The sequence below is a fragment of the Aeromonas sp. 2692-1 genome (assembly GCF_013085505.1).
Taxonomy (GTDB): Bacteria; Pseudomonadota; Gammaproteobacteria; order Enterobacterales; family Aeromonadaceae; genus Aeromonas; species Aeromonas hydrophila.
Genome location: NZ_CP038513.1, coordinates 2,284,761 through 2,302,038 on the forward strand (window position 1 = coordinate 2,284,761; position 17,278 = coordinate 2,302,038).

Annotated in this window: 14 protein-coding genes, 1 tRNA gene, 1 pseudogene and 1 riboswitch; of the genes and pseudogenes, 7 read left to right on the forward strand and 9 right to left on the reverse strand. The window is 60.1% G+C overall.

Annotated elements, in window-relative coordinates; translation table 11 throughout:
* Nucleotides 1-8 precede the first annotated feature (8 nt).
* Complete coding sequence (locus E5E97_RS11045) at nt 9-1,271, forward strand: DUF945 family protein (protein WP_016349961.1); 1,263 nt, start codon at nt 9-11, stop codon at nt 1,269-1,271.
* A gap of 69 nt (nt 1,272-1,340) precedes the next feature.
* On the opposite strand, the gene purU is transcribed toward E5E97_RS11045, so the two are convergent.
* Nucleotides 1,341-2,177, reverse strand: coding sequence for a formyltetrahydrofolate deformylase (gene purU, locus E5E97_RS11050; RefSeq protein ID WP_011705222.1), 837 nt, complete (start codon nt 2,175-2,177; stop codon nt 1,341-1,343).
* 198 nt (nt 2,178-2,375) lie between these two features.
* Nucleotides 2,376-2,533, forward strand: a riboswitch (FMN riboswitch).
* Between the two features lie 102 nt (nt 2,534-2,635).
* On the opposite strand from purU, the gene ribB reads away from it, so the two are divergent.
* Both ribB and E5E97_RS11060 read left to right on the forward strand, forming a co-directional pair.
* Complete coding sequence (ribB, locus tag E5E97_RS11055) at nt 2,636-3,289, forward strand: 3,4-dihydroxy-2-butanone-4-phosphate synthase (protein ID WP_011705223.1); 654 nt, start codon at nt 2,636-2,638, stop codon at nt 3,287-3,289.
* Nucleotides 3,290-3,513: 224 nt separating this feature from the next.
* Nucleotides 3,514-3,756, forward strand: coding sequence for an Lpp/OprI family alanine-zipper lipoprotein (locus E5E97_RS11060; RefSeq protein WP_010634682.1), 243 nt, complete (start codon nt 3,514-3,516; stop codon nt 3,754-3,756).
* Nucleotides 3,757-3,898: 142 nt separating this feature from the next.
* Here the strand turns inward: E5E97_RS11060 and E5E97_RS11065 are convergent, their stop codons facing one another.
* Together E5E97_RS11065 and E5E97_RS11070 are read right to left on the reverse strand one after the other, a co-directional pair.
* A complete protein-coding gene (locus E5E97_RS11065) occupies nt 3,899-4,747 on the reverse strand; it encodes a tetratricopeptide repeat protein (RefSeq protein ID WP_118881668.1) in 849 nt (282 codons plus the stop codon).
* On the reverse strand, nt 4,744-5,466 hold the full coding sequence (locus E5E97_RS11070) for a 4'-phosphopantetheinyl transferase superfamily protein (protein WP_118881667.1): 723 nt from the start codon (nt 5,464-5,466) through the stop codon (nt 4,744-4,746). Before E5E97_RS11070 ends, E5E97_RS11065 begins: the two co-directional genes overlap by 4 nt.
* A 275-nt stretch (nt 5,467-5,741) precedes the next feature.
* Here E5E97_RS11070 and E5E97_RS11075 point away from each other — a divergent pair, with 275 nt between their 5' ends.
* Complete coding sequence (locus E5E97_RS11075) at nt 5,742-6,230, forward strand: C40 family peptidase (RefSeq protein WP_005298673.1); 489 nt, start codon at nt 5,742-5,744, stop codon at nt 6,228-6,230.
* Between the two features lie 148 nt (nt 6,231-6,378).
* Nucleotides 6,379-7,335, forward strand: coding sequence for a 23S rRNA (adenine(1618)-N(6))-methyltransferase RlmF (gene rlmF, locus E5E97_RS11080; protein ID WP_118881666.1), 957 nt, complete (start codon nt 6,379-6,381; stop codon nt 7,333-7,335).
* A gap of 58 nt (nt 7,336-7,393) precedes the next feature.
* On the opposite strand, the gene E5E97_RS11085 is transcribed toward rlmF, so the two are convergent.
* Nucleotides 7,394-8,356: an IS1595 family transposase gene (locus E5E97_RS11085; RefSeq protein ID WP_171280261.1), complete on the reverse strand. Its 963-nt coding sequence runs from the start codon at nt 8,354-8,356 to the stop codon at nt 7,394-7,396.
* 290 nt (nt 8,357-8,646) lie between these two features.
* On the opposite strand from E5E97_RS11085, the gene E5E97_RS11090 reads away from it, so the two are divergent.
* Nucleotides 8,647-9,366, forward strand: a complete 720-nt coding sequence (locus E5E97_RS11090) for a MaoC family dehydratase (RefSeq protein ID WP_011705228.1) — start codon at nt 8,647-8,649, stop codon at nt 9,364-9,366.
* Between the two features lie 134 nt (nt 9,367-9,500).
* Here the strand turns inward: E5E97_RS11090 and E5E97_RS11095 are convergent, their stop codons facing one another.
* Nucleotides 9,501-10,499: a DUF481 domain-containing protein gene (locus tag E5E97_RS11095; protein WP_171280262.1), complete on the reverse strand. Its 999-nt coding sequence runs from the start codon at nt 10,497-10,499 to the stop codon at nt 9,501-9,503.
* A gap of 27 nt (nt 10,500-10,526) precedes the next feature.
* Nucleotides 10,527-11,443: pseudogene (locus E5E97_RS11100) on the reverse strand (L,D-transpeptidase family protein).
* 421 nt (nt 11,444-11,864) lie between these two features.
* On the opposite strand from E5E97_RS11100, the gene E5E97_RS11105 reads away from it, so the two are divergent.
* Nucleotides 11,865-11,954: transfer RNA gene (locus E5E97_RS11105), tRNA-Ser, on the forward strand.
* Nucleotides 11,955-12,755: 801 nt separating this feature from the next.
* On the opposite strand, the gene E5E97_RS11110 is transcribed toward E5E97_RS11105, so the two are convergent.
* From E5E97_RS11110 to E5E97_RS11120, 3 genes are all read right to left on the reverse strand, one after another.
* Nucleotides 12,756-13,646 carry a hypothetical protein gene (locus tag E5E97_RS11110; RefSeq protein ID WP_081000899.1) on the reverse strand — a complete coding sequence of 297 codons (891 nt, stop codon included), beginning with the start codon at nt 13,644-13,646 and terminating at the stop codon, nt 12,756-12,758.
* Nucleotides 13,637-14,044: a hypothetical protein gene (locus E5E97_RS11115; RefSeq protein WP_133280067.1), complete on the reverse strand. Its 408-nt coding sequence runs from the start codon at nt 14,042-14,044 to the stop codon at nt 13,637-13,639. The genes E5E97_RS11110 and E5E97_RS11115 overlap by 10 nt, the downstream gene beginning before the upstream one ends.
* 422 nt (nt 14,045-14,466) lie before the next feature.
* On the reverse strand, nt 14,467-17,277 hold the full coding sequence (locus E5E97_RS11120) for a DUF927 domain-containing protein (protein WP_053288225.1): 2,811 nt from the start codon (nt 17,275-17,277) through the stop codon (nt 14,467-14,469).
* Between the last annotated feature and the right edge of the window lies 1 nt (nt 17,278).

Consider the following 17,278-nt stretch of genomic DNA (forward strand, 5'->3'; position numbering starts at 1 on the left):
AGAAGAAGATGAAGAAGCGAGTAGCGCTGGCCGTCACGGCGGCCTTGGTGGTGGGTGGGCTGGGTGCCTGCTGGTACACGGGCAACACGTTCGATCGCATCATGGCCGAGCAGATCGCCAAGGTGAAGCAGGAGAGCGGCGTCGAACTGAGCTGGCAGCCGAGCTCGAGCAACCTGTTCGCCCGCGATGGTGTGCTGAAGGTGGTGGTCACCCCGCAGACCCTGGCCAGCCTGGATGGTCAGCTGGAGGGGAGCGAGCCGGTCGAGGCACAGTTCATCGTCACCAGCCGCATCCTGCCGCTCTACATCAAGAGCCACATGCTGCTCGACACCAAGCAGGGTTCGCTGGCGCCGGTGTTCAACGCCTTCAAGATGGAGCAGTGGCAGTTCGGCATCGAGTCGGTCAGCAGCCTGTGGACCGCCAGCAACAGCAGCCGCTTCTGGGCCAACGAGTTCAAGATCAAGCAAGGGCTCGACGAGTTCAACTTCCTGCCGATGAAGGGCGACTATCACGGCGATCTGGAAGGCAACGGTCACGTCACCTTCCACTGGCAGGGCATGACGGTGCACGAAGAGCAGAACAAGATGGACATGGTGCTGGCCGAGCTCAAGGGCAGTGCCGACATGGCCGAGATCAGCGGGATCTGGCTCTCTCCCCGCAGCGACATGACCCTCTCCGCGCTGTCGGTACAGCTGCCGGACAGCGTCAAGGTCTCCCTGCAGGGGCTGACCACCGAAACCCAGCTGGCGGGGGATGATGCCCAGACCCTCTCCAGCAGCTACCAGATGAAGGTGGACACCCTCAATCTGGAGAACGAGACCGACAACCTGGCGCTGACCCAGAGCAAGCTGGCCCTCAATCTGAAGGGGCTGGATCTGGAAGGGTATCAGGCGCTGCAGGCCTCCAGCGGTCAGGGCGTGGAAGAGGAGGCGATCCAGCAGGCGCTGGACAAGATGCTCAAGCGTGGCGCCACGCTGGAGCTGGTGGACTTGAGCTCTCACCTCAATGGTGAGCCGGTGGCCATGAAGGGCGACATCAAGCTGGCGGCCACCTCGCTCGAGCAGCTGTTCAACAGCGAAGAGGGGATGCACGCGCTCTCCGGCCTGCTGCACGCCAACCTGAGCGGCAAGCTGGGCAAGGCGGTGCCGCAGCTGGCGCCCATGCTGGATCAGTTCGCCGCCATGGGTTACCTCAAGGCGGACAAGGAGCAGCTGACGGCCGAGCTCAAGCTCGACAAGGGTGCCATGACTGTCAACGGTCTGCCGCTCTGATTGACGTTGCTTTCGTGCACATACAACAAAGGCTCCCGCGGGAGCCTTTGTTGTTTTCAGTGGCCGGGATTACTTGAATACCACCGTCTTGTTGCCGTAGACGAACACCCGCTCGTTCAGCACCAGCTCCAGCGCCCGGCTCAGCACCGATTTCTCCACGTCGCGGCCGGCCTTGGCCATGTCGTCGGCGCTGAAGGTGTGATCGACGTGGATCACGTCCTGCTCGACGATGGGGCCCTCATCCAGATCGTCGGTGACGAAGTGGGCGGTGGCGCCGATCAGCTTGACCCCGCGATCGAAGGCCTGGCGATAGGGGCGGGCACCGATGAAGGCGGGCAGGAAGGAGTGGTGGATGTTGATGATCTTGCGCGGATAGGCCTCGACGAAACTCGGGGTCAGCACCCGCATGTACTTGGCCAGCACCACGTAGTCGGGCTGGTAGCCGTCGATGATGGCGCGCACCTGCTCTTCATGCTCGGTGCGGCTCAGATCCTCGTGGCTGACGGTGTGGAACGGAATGTCAAACTTGCCGGTCAGCTCGGCGAGGGTGTCGTAGTTGCCGATCACCGCGACTATGTCCATGTCCAGCGCACCGGCATAGTTCTTCATCAGGATGTCGCCGAGGCAGTGGGTCTCCTTGGTCACCAGGATGACGATGCGCTTCTTGCCGGCCTTGACCAGGCGGCGCTGGGCACCGGCGGGGAGGGCATCATCGAGGTCGGCCAGCAGGGTCTCGTCGTTGAAGCGTCCCTCCAGCTCGGTGCGCATGAAGAAGCGGCCGTTTTCGTGATCCACGAACTCGTCGTTCTTGTTGATGTTGAGCTGGTGCTTGTAGCAGATGTTGGTGATCTTGGCGATGAGGCCCTTGGCGTCCGGGCAGTCCGTCAGCAGTATTTTCTTTTCCATCTCTGTCATGATTCCGTTTGTGTTGTTGGCGCCTGAGTCTGCGCAGGCTGCGCGTTTTTTCAGGCACTATGCCACAAACAAAATCAGAAAAGACAGTGCGCCGTGCGCCCTGATGCAATGCGGCCACAAGCGGTACGCTATTCATCTTTGATGGGTTTTGGGCTGGTATCCGGCGTTTTTTTTCTTTACGCTGTCTGCGCTTATTCTCAGGGCGGGGTGAAATTCCCCACCGGCGGTATCCCGATGTGACTCGGGGAGCCCGCGAGCGCCCGACCCGGTATTGCACCGGGACGGGGTCAGCAGATCCGGTGAGATGCCGGAGCCGACGGTCATAGTCCGGATGAAAGAGGATAAGACAGATATTGCAGGCAAGCCCCATGGGCCGGCCGCTGCATACCTATCTCTGTCTGCCTTTCCATGCCCTGATTCTGGTCCTTGTCTTGTTTAGGAGTCTTACCATGAATCAGTCTCTTCTCAGTGAATTTGGTGATCCCATTGCCCGTGTCGAAGCGGCGCTGGCAGCTCTGCGTGCCGGCCGCGGCGTGCTGGTGGCCGATGATGAAGATCGGGAGAACGAAGGGGATCTCATCTTCGCCGCCGAATCCATGACCAACGAACAGATGGCGATGATGATCCGCGAGTGTTCCGGCATCGTCTGCCTCTGCCTGACCGACGAGCGGGTACGCCAGCTCGAACTGCCGATGATGGTGGAGGCCAACTCCAGCCATTATCAGACCGCCTTCACCGTGACCATCGAAGCGGCGCAGGGGGTGACCACCGGCGTGTCGGCGGCCGATCGCATCACCACCATCCGGGCCGCCATCGCCGACGGCGCCAGACCGTCCGACCTGCACCGCCCGGGCCACGTCTTCCCGCTGCGGGCCCGCACCGGCGGGGTGTTGACCCGTCGTGGCCACACCGAAGCCACGGTCGATCTGATGCAGCTGGCCGGACTCAAACCGTTCGGCGTGTTGTGCGAACTGACCAAGGAAGATGGTTCCATGGCGCGGCTGCCGGATCTGGTGGCATTCGGTCGCCAGCATCAGATGCCGGTGCTGACCATCGAGGATCTGGTGCAATATCGTCAATTGCTGTCAGAACGTTCAGCCTGAGCCTCATACGAAATTGTAATAAGCCCAAAATTTGGTTACGCTTTGTGCGAACCTCATCCAGAGACCCTCATTTTTGGCTTAACTTTGCACAAAAAGTGTACGTTTAAAAAAAAATGAGGGTTTTAATGCATTTATCTGTGATGGGGCCTATCCAAACTATGATTTTTTTGTGCCATAATCACGCCGCTTGCTAAACGTCTGGCGAGTTAAAGGGAGCTTTTAAAATGAAAAAAATGTTGTTGGTAGGTGTTGTTGGTCTGTCCGCTCTGCTGGGCGGTTGTGCAAACACCAGCGAACTGGAAACTTCCGTTCAGAATCTGTCTAACAAAGTTGACCAACTGGCTCAAGATGTTAGCGCTGTTCGTGCTGATCAATCCAAGATCGCTGCTGATGTTGCAGAAGCCAAGCAAGAAGCTATGCGTGCTAACCAGCGCATCGACAACATGGCTACTTCCTACAAGAAGTAATCCATGCGAAAAAAATGGCGCAGTTATGCGCCATTTTTTTTTGCCTGAAATTCGTCAAATCCTCGCGTTTTCCCCGTTGATACCCGCCTGACAAGGCAATGCCGAACACTCGGCATCACCCCGTTTTTCATTTCCGCATCGATCAGTAGAGCAGGCTGTAGAGCTTGCGACGGTAGCTCTGCGCCGCCGGGTTGCTGCCCATGGTGGTCAGGATGTCGAGATAGGTCTTCTTGGCATCACCGAAGGCGAGATCCCGCTTGAGGATGGTAAACAGCAGCGTGAGCGCCTCTTCCTGCCGGCCGGCCTGGCTGTATTGCACCGCCAGCTCCTGGGCCAGGGCAAAGTTGTCCGGCTCCTGCTGGTGACGGGCTTCCAGCGCCCGCAGTTCCGGGCTGTCGGCGGCCTGTTGGGCCAGTGCCAGCCGGGATGTCAGGGTCTGGTAGTGATCGTCCTGGGCGATCATCGGGATCTTGCCCAGTAGCTCCTGCGCTTCGTCCAGCAGATTGAGATCGAGTGCCGCCTGAATGAGCCACAGGCTGATGTCGTGGCGCTCCGGTGCCAGCTGATGGGCCTTGCCGAGATGGGCATAGGCAAGGTCCGCCTGATCCTCTGCCAGCGCCTGCTGTCCCTGTTCGAACAGCAACTCCTCCTCCTTGGGGGCGAAGGCGGCAAAGTAGTGGCGCAAGGTGGCTTCGTCTTGCGGGCCTTCCAGAATGGCCTGCTCGTCAGGGCGGCCCTGGTGGAACAGCACCAGCGCCGGCAGGGCGCGCAGGCCGAGCTGGCCAGCCAGCGGCTGCAGCTGCGGATCGTTCATGTCCACCCTGGCCAGGGTCACCTGGGGATTGGCCGGGCCGACCAGCGCTTCCACCAGCGGGGTCATAGCCTGACACTCCGGCATCTGGGGGGCGTGGAAATAGATGACGATCGGCTTTTTCATGGAAGCATCGATCAGGGCGCTTTGGAAATTCTGGGGATTGATGTCGACGATCATGAGGCTGACTCTTGGAAAATGGTGTGAGTTAACATGGGGTTGATGGGCGCAGAATTCAAGCTGCCATCGAGCAGCCAGCCGTTGACGGCGAGGGTCGGTGCGGCCAGGCTGAGCCAGCCCCGGCCGATGGGCCAATCCTGTACCCGGTAATCCTGTTCATCGAGTTGGTTGTCGAGCTGCCACGCCTGTTGCGGCACAAAGCATATCTTGTCGAGGCCGGCGGCGATGCCGGCGCCATGGGCCTTCAATACCGCCTCCTTACGCGACCAGAGCCGATAGAAGGCCGATTCTTGCTCCGCCTCTGGCAGGGCGAGCAGCCACTCATATTCACTCTGCGCATAAAAACGGCGGGCCAGTGGCAGAGGCTGGCGGCGCCGCTGACCCATCTCTATATCCACTCCGAGCGGGCCGGCGGCACAGAGGGCAATCGCCAGCCAGTCACCGCTGTGGCTGAGGTTGAACTGCCAGCGCCCGTCGCTCAGCGCCGGCTTGCCGTGCGGGTTGCTGCAAAACAGCAGCGCATCGGGCCGGCACTGCAGGCGTTCGGCCAGCAGCCGTCGCAGCAAGCCACGGCTGAGCAGATACTCCTGGCGGCGTGCCAGCTGACCGATGGACTGCCATGTCTGCCGTTCTTCGGGGGAGAGCAGGGTTTGCAGCAGGCTCAGCTGGTCGGCGTCCGTGTTTGCCGGTTTTAACAAATAGAGATCCACAGAGATCATAATTTTTCACTTAAAAAGCATGCTGAAACAGCGATAAAAGTCAGTTTGATCCGGCCTGGGTGGCCCCTTTCGAGATTGTATATTGTTTGGCCACGATCACATTAATCAGGAAAAATAATGCATTTCCTTGCAGAAATGTGATGTCGATAGGGATTTTCGCTTGCCTCGATAGAATTCTTGGATATAGTCGGGTGCTGTTGCCTTATAAATTGCCCGTTCGGGCCGTATTTTAACAAGTTTTACTATTTTGCGGGGATAAAGGATTGCGCCACCTGATGCTACTGCTGGTCGCGCTCGGAATGGTGGGTTGTGCCTCGGCACCCCAGCCCGAGGTCGCGAGCAAGATCGAAGTTTCCATGATGGAACCCGTTATTGAACCGGAAGCTTCGCAAACCCCAGATGTAAACGAAATCCTGACAGTATACAAAGAGTGGCGCGGTGTTCCTTACCGCATGGGCGGCAGCAGCCAGCGCGGCATCGATTGTTCCGCCTTCGCCCGTGAAGTGTTCCGCAACGCCGTCGGCATCGAACTTCCCCGTGATACCCGCTCCCAAGTCCATGAAGGCACCCGCGTTTCCAAGCAGGATCTGGTCGAAGGTGACCTGGTCTTCTTCAAGATCAATCGCCGTCTCAATCATGTCGGTATCTATGTGGGCAATGGTGAATTCATTCACGCCTCCACCCGCGCCGGGGTGACACGCTCCAAGCTCGACAGCTCCTACTGGCGCAGCAAATTCTGGCAGGCACGCCGGATCGACATCTGAGTCAGGCTGGACAAACGGCTCGCAGTACGGACTGTTTTTCCAACCTCACTTGAACCGGGCTCGACAGCCCGGTTTTTTATGGCCGTCATTTAGACTTTCCGGGGCCAAGTCACTATAGTGTGGGCCCGTTTTCCTCGGCAGGCCCAGCATGAAGACCCATTCCGACCGCAAATCCGGATTGCATCCACGCAATCGCCATCAGGCTCCCTATGATTTCGATGCGCTCTGCCAGCGTACCCCCGAGCTGCAGCCCTTCGTGTTCGTCAACGAGCACGGCACCCAGACCCTGGACTTTGCCGATCCGGCCGCCGTCAAGGCGCTGAACAAGGCGTTGCTGGCGCTGCACTATGGCATTGCGCACTGGGATCTGCCGGCCGGCTATCTCTGCCCACCCATTCCGGGGCGGGTGGACTATCTGCATCGGGTGGCCGATCTGCTGGCCGAGAGTGCCGGCAAGGTGCCGACCGGCAAGGGTGTGCGGGTGCTGGATATCGGGGTCGGTGCGAACTGCATCTATCCGCTGCTGGGGGCCCGCGAATATGGCTGGCGCTTTGTCGGCTCCGACATCGATCCGGTGTCGGTCAAGGCCGCTACCCTGCTGGCCAAGAGCAACGGGCTGGGCAGCCAGATCGAATGCCGTCTGCAGGGCAAGGCTGGCGACATCTTTCAGGGGATTGTGGCGCCGCGCGAGCGTTTTGCGCTGACCCTCTGCAATCCTCCTTTTCATGCTTCACTGGCAGAGGCGAGCAAGGGAACGGAGCGCAAGCTGCGCAACCTGGGCAAGGAGGTGACGGCCAAGCCGGTGCTCAATTTCGGCGGTCAGAAGGCCGAGCTCTGGTGTGAAGGGGGGGAGGCGGCCTTTCTGGCGAGCATGATCACTCAAAGCAAGGCATTCGCCAGCCAGTGCCTCTGGTTCAGCTCGCTGGTGTCGAAAAAAGAGAACCTGCCGGCGGCCAGGCAGGGGCTGAGCCGGGTCGGGGCCCGTCAGGTGCGGGTGCTCGAGATGACCCAGGGCAACAAGACCAGTCGGGTCCTGGCCTGGTCTTTCCAAGACGAAGCGGCCGGCAGGCAGTGGTGGTCGCCAATGGGGCACGATAACGCCTGAACCAGCTGAAGCGGGACGACGACAAGGGGCATACCGATGGTATGCCCCTTGTTTTTGGCTATGTCCCAATTACGTGTTGCATGGGGCGCCCCAGCGCCTCATGCAAGCAACGTGAGATATTCACTTCCCGCCCATAGCGCTCCAACATCCTTCGCCAACCCAGATAATTCCTCAGATAGTGGGTCGCGACCCCATGGAACCGCTCCATCCACTCCTTCAATCGCCTGTGGTACCCGTTCACATGTTGGATGTGATATGCACCCACCACCCGCTCTCCCGCTCGATTGCGCACCACTTGGTGTGTTATCCCTTGCCCCTTGCTGAAACTCGCATACACCCCGGCACCATCGCTGCACAGGACGGCATCCGGGGCGATAAGCGGTTGAAGCACTGCCTTCACCGCCCTGGCATTCAGCCGTTCCAACTGGAAGTCAGCCAGGTGGCCTGCTCTGTCTTGCACCACCATCACCGGGATGTAATCCGGTCCTGTGCCTCGGGTACGGCCTTTACCTCCACGATGGCGGGCCGGGCGGGGCAATCCGCGCTGGCCTTTGAAGGATTCCAGGAAGAAGGTCTCATCGACCTCGACAATACCCTCTTCCCGTACCGCCTGGTGGCTAGCCATGGCCTTCAGGAAGCGGTGACGCCACAAAAAGGCGGTGTTTTTACCGACCCCACAGCGGAGCGCCGCCTGCCGGACGGTCAGACCGTCGATGAGGGCCTGTGCATAATCTTCCCAGCATTGTGGCTTGCGAAGTCGGGCGAGAGGCGTGTTCGTGAGCACGGAACTGGTGCGCAAACACTGCTTGCAGCGATAACGGCGCAGCCCTCGAGACCAGCCCCAGGGGGCCAGCAGTGTGGCCTCGGCCTGACAGTGAGGGCAGCATTGGCATGCGGGAAGTTGAGCGGCCAACGAGGTGATGGGGTGAGGGGTGGTGAGTTCCTGTTGCGCGAGACGACGCTGACGCAAAGTGAGCAATGGGAAGAGGGACAGTAGATGTTGAAAGGCTTGGGTATCCATGATGGCGGCCCTCAAGGTGATGACCTACTTCAAGGTTAGCCTTTCAACACATAACTGGGACTGAGCCTTGTTTTTAGGGGGGTGTCAGTGGCCAGTCTGGGTCGATACCCGGCACCCATGACAATCGTTTTTCCCCTTGTGGCATCTGGGCTGGCGCCTGCATGTTAGTGATCACTTTCATCCTCGGTACAGTTGTACGCTGAGATTTTTTTGCACTTGCAGTTGAAACTTTCATAAAATAGGACTGGTTAGACCTCTTTACAGGCTTTGAATCGAATAGGGATCGGTACATGAAAGTTGTCGATTTTCTGAAGCGCAAGCGCGAAATACTGGCGCAGCACCCCTTTGAGCTCAAGGATTGGCTCTCTCCGGCGATCCGCGACTACTGGCGTGAGTTTCAGCAAAAGGCACACCTCCACCCTCTGCTGGGCCGGGTGCTGGATTTGCAGAGCGACAGCCAGTCGACGCAGCAACAGCAGGGCGCGGCGCAAGCCGTCAATGGCCAGCCCGTGCCGCTGGATACCCCTGCCGTCGAACTCAGCGGCGAGGCAGCCGCTCTGTTTGCCACCTTGCAGGAGCGCATCGGCGAAGAGACCCATGTCGGTGAGTGGTTGCTGGTCAGCCAGCAGATGATCAACGAGTTTGCCGCCGTGACTGGCGACAACCAGTGGATCCACACCGATCCGGAGCGCGCAGCGGCCGAGTCACCGTTCAAGACCACCATTGCCCATGGCTTCCTGACCCTGGCGTTGTTGCCGCGGTTGACGGGCAGTATCAACGAGGCTGCCCCCGAGTTTCCGACCGCCCGCATGGTGGTGAACTTCGGCCTGGATCAGGTGCGTTTCCCGTACCCCATCAAGGTGGACAGCAACATCCGCGCCCGCACCAAGCTGGCTCGGGTTACCCCGATCAAGGGCGGGCTGGAGCTGCTCAAGGAGATCAAGGTCGAGATCGAAGGTATTCGTCGCCCAGGCTGCGTCATTGAATCGGTCACCCGTATCTACTTCTGACGGGACGGTGTCACCCGCTGGCACGAATCGTATTGAAAAAAACAGGCTCACCTCGGTGAGCCTGTTTTGTTTATGGCGCTTATTGTAGTTGCCTATGTCGCTGCCACTCGCACATCCATGGCTTGCCCCGAGGGCTAGAAGCTGGCCCCCAAGCTGATCAAATGGCGCCACTCTTTGCCTGATAAGGGTGTCTGAACACCTTGATAATCCAACCTTGAGTCTTCCCAATCGAGCTCGCTCGACCAGGAGAGGCGCAGGTGATCGTTGAAGTAGTAGCGCATCCCCAGGCTGCCTTTTACGGCCTGCTCCCGGGTGATGTAGGTCGAGGGCTGGTCCAGATAGCGCTTGTAGGTGCCCTTGCTGAACAGCTCCAGTTGCTCCGACCAGAGTGCGATGGGTTGGCGGTAGTCCCAACCAAGGCCCATCAGGGGATAGTTGATGATCCTGTCGTTGAAAATATCGGGGATGATGAAGTCGTCCCAATAACCCGGCCGGAAATAGGAGCGCTCCAATCCTGCCTGGCTGATCAGCTCCAGCCGTCGCCGCTTGTCGTTCCAGAACCGGTAACCAGGTCCGGTCACATAACCCACATCCATGTATTCGGGGCTCAGCATCTGGTATTCAAAGTCGACGGCGGAGCGCAGAAACCAGCGCTGGTCGAAGAAGAAGTCCAGCATGGGCTTGAGCCGGTACTCATGGCTGTTGGTGACGTTGTTGGCGGTCTCGTAGATGTACTCCCCATCCAGCGTATAGCGCCAGTCGAGGTTGGCCACCTCGGTGGAGGCCTTCAGGTTGACGTTGTTGGTCTGCTTGTCGCTGTGCTTGAGCTTGACGTTCAGATCGCTGCTGCCGCTCCACAGCCAGGCTTTCTGGTCATCCGGCGTCAGGGCCAGCAGGGTAATGCCGGTCTTGACGGTCGGTTTGGGTTTGTCCTGCTTCTCGATGCGCCAGCGCTTGACCGCCTCGCGCTTGACGGTGACGGGGGAAGTGTAAGGGAGCGCGATGCGCACCTGCTGGTCGTCTATCTCCTCTATGGTGCCGGTCAGCCGGTCACCGTTGTCCATCCAGAGGATGTCGGCCGATACCGCCGGGCTCAGCAGCAGGGCCAGCAGACAAAAAATGCGGTAGCTCATGAAGATCCTCGTGAACATGGTTGGCCATCAGCCGCTGACGGGACGGGGGATACCGTTCTTGCTGTTTAGCACGCTGGCGGCCTTGTCACCATCGACTTCCGGTTTGGCGATGAAGGCTTCCACCTCGGGGAGAGGATCAGCGGGGCGCCCTGCTCCAGCTCCAGTTCGGTACGGGAGAGCGGGGAGTGTACCTCCAGCCAGTGGCGGCCATCGGGCTCGATGGCGGTTTTGACCGGCTGGTTGATCACCCTCACCTGAGTGCCGATGGGGACAATCTTGAACAGGGCCTCGATGTCGTCGGGGCGCAACCGAATGCAGCCGGCGCTGACCCGCAGACCGACGCCAAAATCCTTGTTGGTGCCGTGGATGAGGTAGTCCTGCTTGCCATAACCGAGGCGCATGGCGAACTTGCCGAGGGGATTGTCGGGACCGGGCGGCACCACCGCCGGCAGGGTGATCCCCTTTTGCTCCAGCCAGGACTTGCGCACCATGGGGCCGGGCACCCAGGTCGGATTGGGGTTCTTGGCGATCACCGTGGTGGTCATCTCCGGCGTCTCCCGCCCTATGTCACCGATCCCGATGGGCAGCACCATCACCTCGTTTTTGCCTTTCGGGAAGTAGTAGAGGCGCAGCTCCGGCAGATTGATGACGATACCCTCGCGAGGCACGTCCGGCAGCAGCATCTGGGTTGGCAGGGTCAGCCGGGTGCCCGGCTTGGGCAAATAGGGATCGACCCCCGGATTGGCTTCGAGCAGCGCCAGAAAACCAATCTGGGTGTGCTTGCCGATGAGCTCAAGATGTTCATCTGGCTGGACTATGTAGTCCTCCAGTTCGCCGATCAGGCGGCTGCCTGCCGGGGGCAGCGGATAGGTGGTGGCGAGGACCGGAGCCGTCAGCAGGCTGGCGGTCAGCGCCAGCAATGAGAGGGTTCGTGCTATGAACATGTACTTCCTGTCTGATTGAGATGAGGAGGCCGCGAGGCGACCGCCCTGGGTAAAAGGGGGAAATTGTCAGTCAAACGGGTGACGATTGCCAGCTTGGCTGGCCAGGGCTACAGCCGGGTCCCGACGTGGCAATCCATCATGTTGACCGTTTCTTGCCTGTTTTTAATGCAAAGCAGCATAACCTGCAATGAACAGCATGCATGGCGGGTCATGGGAGAGGGGATGAGTGGTAAGTAACGCCGGCGACACCGGTGTAGGGGGAGTGTCTCGGCGTCGATACTGTATCGACAGCAGGTACGACAGCGGAGAGCATCTCGCCACCGGGCGCGTGCTCATCTGCTTGTTTTATGTGCAGTCGTTTGATCTTTAAAGAGATTCAAGTTGATTTCCAGAGGCGGCTCCGGTAACAATGATGCCCCGTGGAGAGATGCCGGAGTGGCCGAACGGGATTGACTCGAAATCAATTGTGGCAGCAATGCCACCCAGGGTTCGAATCCCTGTCTCTCCGCCACATATACCCCTCAAGCCCGCGCCAGTCGCGGGCTTGTCTTTCTTGGTGTGTGCTGGCCCATACTTCAGCCCATACTTTGGCGCTTGTGAGGGCTCGCATAGGGTCGCCATCCGTGAAGCGTCGGCCAATGTCACAGCCTTTTTTTCGTTCCTTGGCCTGACTCGGCTTGGCGTTCTAGCCGTTGTTGTTCGCTCCTGGCCTTCTTCCCCTGTCCTTTGTGTTTCTCGCCTTGCGCAGATTGCGCAGTTTTGCGCAGTTCGGATTGCGCACTTTGCGCAGTTCCCTAACCAGCTCAATCCACCGCAATCACTTGTGCTGCTTGGGCTGCCAGCTAATGAGCAACCGTTTTGCGCAGCTCGCAGTTGGTATTCGTTTTTGGATGAATTGCGCAATTTGCGCAGAATGGAGATCAGCAAGACGCCATCCAGATGAGAGGGGTTCCCCTGGTCGGCTGGGGGGTGGGTTGTAGCTGGTTCAGCTATGTCGTGGCCGTTGTGGTTCAGCGTAGAGCCTAGAAGCGGGAATGCCCGTTTTCATCTGGCTCGTATGCCGGTTTAACTGCGGAGTTTGCGGCCAGTAGTGGCGAGGGGGGTGGCGGTTTACTGCCGATTTGGGTGCGGAGTTGCTGTCATGGTTGCCCGGACACTGTCCGAGAAACCGTGACACATGATCGGTTAATACCGGGATCCCGGTATCGCCATGCGAAGGGCTGTACCTTCCCCATTTTTGGGAAAGGTTCCCTGTTTTGGGGAATGTCTCGCGGGTCGGATAGCCATCAACTCCACCACCAACCGTGTCGGGCTACCCAATCAGGTTATCTAGGATCCGCTCTGCCTCGGGGGCGTCGTCCCGCTCACTGCCCATCAGGTAGCGCAGGGTTGCCCGCGCCTCTTCCCTGTTTCTCGGTCGCAGTTCAGCCAGCAGACCAAACACAAACCAGTCTCGGGCGTGTGCCTCTATGCTGTTCTCGTAATAGCCTTGGGTGTCGCACGCATTGCGCAGCCGGTACAGCTCGTTCCAATAGGCCAGCTCATGAAGGCAGTCGCTCAGGGTGTGTGGCATCAGTTCCGGCACAGCCTTGAACCGCCCCGCGACCTGTTCAGGCGGCAGTTGCCAACTGTCCCGCTCCAGCCCTCTCAGTACCTCCTGACAAAACGCCTCCGCCTGGGTGTCGTCCCACAGCGCATCCCCGAACCGTCCGATGGCCTCAGCCTCTCTGGCTCGCCTGGTAATAGACCGCTCGGCCAGCCCGTCGAGGTTGGCAAAGCCGATGCTGCCAAGGCCCGCGAGCATGTGACCCGCCTTAGCCACCAGCCATTTGCTGTAACGCTGCTCCAGCTCGCCGGGCGGGGTGGTGATCCGCCCTGCCGCCTCCTTGGCCTGGGCAATGCGTACCGGGTCGCCCGTCCCTATCACTTGACGTAGCCAAAGCATGGAGTCGATTTCCATATCCCCGGTCACCACTTCTTGCGGCGGCAGCTCTTGAACCGCTGGCAGCGTCTCTCCGCTGCTTTGTAGTGGAGGCAGGGTGAACATGGCCCGGTGTCTCGGGTTGTCGGTGAACAGCCCCGATCGGCTGATGATGGACTTCACCGTTCCCAAAGAGAGGCCAGCCAGAGAAGCCACCTCTTTCAGTGAATGGCGACGGCGCAGGGTGATCACCTGCTCCCGTTGTTCGTTGGTCAGTCGCATTGTGCCCCCTCAGCGTTCAGGTTGCCCCACAGCTCAAACGCCTTTGTCAGCCACTCCTTTAGCTTGCCATTGCGCACATCATCGGTGGTGGCCTCAATCACATGCCATCCCATCAGTAGCGCCTCATTCATCTTGTGTCGGTCGTTTATGAAGCCCTCGGCACTGACATGATGCCCGCCAGAGTGAACCCCGCCGTGGATCTCAACGGCAATCATCTGGGTGGGCCAAGCATGATCAAAGCGCCATCGTCTGACCGGGTGGAATACCAGCTCGTTCACGCATGAGGGGAACGCGCTCATAACCTCGGCGGTGGCCGCTGCCAGTTCGGCGGTCTGCGCTCTCACTCGTTTGTTGTGGATCTCTATTTTGGCCTCGGCCCGCTCTTTGTCGGTGGACATAAGGGCAATACTGCAAGGAAACATGGCAACCCCCTGTTGCAATAAAAGTGTGATCTTGATCGGCTCGTAACGCTCTATATATGAAAAAAGAGTGGTTCCGGTGGTTCAGTGGTTCCAACACCCCGCCAGCCCGCGCCATTGCTGGGTTTATTGGTGAACCACTGGTGAGTTATCCACTGGTTCCTAGACCCCATTCACTGGTTCCGACCTAATTCCGACCCCATTTAGGAACCAGTGGAACCAGTGCGGAACCAGTCATATTTAACTCAGTGGTTCCGGCTCTAGGCCTTATGTAGCAAGGGATTGAGCCATCTAGGAACCAGTGAACCAGTGGAACCACTGTTTTTCCCTTACGTGCGCGCGCATGAGGCTGGAAAGAAAAGGGCCACACTCGGTAGCCCTCAACTTCCTTCTGGCGGGCGTTAGTCGTCCTCCTGTCCCTCCGCATCATCGGCTAATACCAGATCGGTCAGCACATAGACCCGTGCCCGCTTTCCGGTCGGGAGCCGCCTCAACAACTGATAACGCCCCTCGCCGCCAAGCAGGTATCCCGCTTTGGCTGACAGCTTGGCGGCCTTCTTAGAATCGCGTCCGCTGGTGATCTCAACCCATCCCGATGGGTCAACCCAAAACTCCAGTTCATCGTCTGTACCATGCCTAGGGTTACGCCTGTAACCAACCACATTTGCCGGTCGGTGGTTCGGGTCGCTCACATCCACAAAGCGGGTGTACTGGTGAGCCCGCATAAAGGCCCGGATCTGGGCCAAGGTTGCAGCGTCCTCCTTGTTGCCAAGATGGCCCCGCTCGGCCAGCCATGCCTTGAGGCAGACCCTCACCGCTCGGATCGCTTCCCCCTCGGGCCAGCCTGTTACCCCTAATCGGGTTGCCAGTTCACCGGCAGCGGCCACCAGCGCGAACCGGTTTATGGCTCGGCCAACCTGATTACCTGCTCCCTGCGGGGTCAGCTCGGCGGCAATGCGCTTAATCTCGGCCCTCAGCCGCTCGCTGTGCGCTTCCAGATCCCCGGTCAATGACTCGACATAGGTTCGGAAGGCGCTGCCGTGCTGGCGCTCTGCGTTGGCTTTGAGTGTATCGGCGAAGGTGCGTCCGCCCTCCATGCCGTGAAGCCACTCGAACGCCCCATGGTGGCCGGTGTCGCTCGGGATCTGGATGGTGCGCACCTCCATCCCCGCTTGGGTGCGCTGGCCCGCGCTGGCGGCGTGATCTTCAAGGCTCAGCTCACCCGTGCTCAGGAACAGCAGCCGCCACGCCTTGCGCTCCCTCAGTTCGCCATCCTGCTTACTGCGGCCCTTGCCCTGACCGTTCGCCAGCATGTAGGCCACTTGCCCCGCCTCGCGCCCGTCCAGCTCCCCCAGCTCGTCCAGGCAGAGCAGGGCGTCATTGCGCCGACTGGCGAGCCCCTCGATGCTGTTGCCGGTGGCTCGCCATGTCTGGCTATAGCGATCTGGGTTGCCGTAGACGCTGGCGGCGGCCTTCATGATGGTGGTCTTGCCGTCCGTGCTCTCGCCCTTGAGGTGAAAGCCACCGCCCTCCATGCCTACCAAGGAGAGCAAGGGAGCCGCAAAGGCGAGCGACAAGGCAAAGCAGAGGCGGCTATTGCCCACCGCCAGCCCTGCAACCCCCTGTTGCCATTCGCTCAGGCTGCCCCGCTCGGTAAAGTCGTTGGCCGCATAGCCCGCCGTTTGCAGGATCACCCCATCAGCGTCAGGCCCCATTGACCCTTGAGGCAGTACATAGGTCCGCCCATGCCAGCCGGTTCGCTCCACACAGGTGATCCGCCGTTCGGGCTGACAGGCCATCAGGTAAGCGGCCAGCTTGCGCTTGTGGCCCAGCTCGATGAACGGCAAGCCCGCATCCAGCAGGGCGGCAAACACCTCTTCGCCATTGCGCAGCGCCAGGGAGCGAACAGGCATGGCCCAACGGCGCACACGTCCGGCACTGTCCTGCCACTCCAGCAGGCGGCCATAGCCTCGCCCGTGTTCGTCACTGGTTTCAGCCTGTACCCGCACCGGGCTAGATATGGGGATCCACTCCGAGTGCGCATCCTCGCCGCGCCCCAGCGTTACCAGTGCGTACAACCGCTCCCCCCGGATCTCGAACCCCTCCGGCATGTCCTGCCCCTTCTCTGTCTCGTCATCGCGAACCGGGTGAAGCGGCACTACTTCGGCCTGCCAGGGAGCCCCTTCCCTCTGGTGGGCGTCTTGGTCTTGTTGGGTGATTTCGCCTTGCATGATGGCCTCTTTGGTTGCGGTCAATCCGCGGGCTCGGTGGTGGTCGTTCCAATCTCCGGCAATCGGTGGCAAAGCTATCAGCCCGCCTATGGCAGCGGCTGCTTGCTCGGCCTTGGTCTTGCCGGGGTTGCCTTGGGTGTGTGCGTCATTGTCGCCACACAGCAGGATCCGGGCCTTTGGGTGCTGGCGGCGGGCAATCTGGGCCACCGCCGCCAAGTTGCCGCAATCCATGGCGCAATAGACGGTCGCCCCCGTGGCGAGGTGAACCGATAGCCCGGTGGCATAACCTTCCACTACGGCCACAAACGCCCCGCCCCCGATGCGGTGGAAAGCCCCGGCCTTCTGCCCACCAGCCAGATAACGCTTGCTGCCGTCAGCCCGGATAAGCTGAACGTTCACCAGCTCGCCCGCCTCATTGGTCAGCGGGATAACCAGACTACCGGCTGGGTAGTTCTCGCCCCCCTCGCGGATCAAGGTGCGGTTAATCGTCGCCTGCGGCCACTCCAAGCCCTTGGCCGTGAGATATGGGCTCACCCCTTGGGCCACATCACCCGCGATGGCAGCGGCACGGCGGGCAGCCTTCTGGCGCTGTTGCTCATCCTGTTTGCGTTCTTGCTCTGCTCTGGCCTGTTGCTGCTGGTGGATACGCTCCCGCTCTACAGGGTCAAGCCCACCGGCAGACAAACCCACCAGCGGGGCGATCAGCTCGGCAGCCTCCTTGGTGCTCTTGCCAGTTACCCGTGCGAGCAGATCCAGGCCGTCCCCGCTGCCGCACTGGTTGCAAATCCAAGTGCCGCGCCCGCCCTTGTCATCAAGCCGGAATCGGTCGCTCCCGCCACAGAAAGGACAGGGGCCATGCTTGCCACGGCGTGGTATGTCGATACCGACAGCAGCGAGCAGCTCGGGCCAGTGACCACAGGCAGCGGCGGCCACATCACTTACAAATCGGGGGCTCGCGGCCCCCTTGGTTGTCATGCTCATT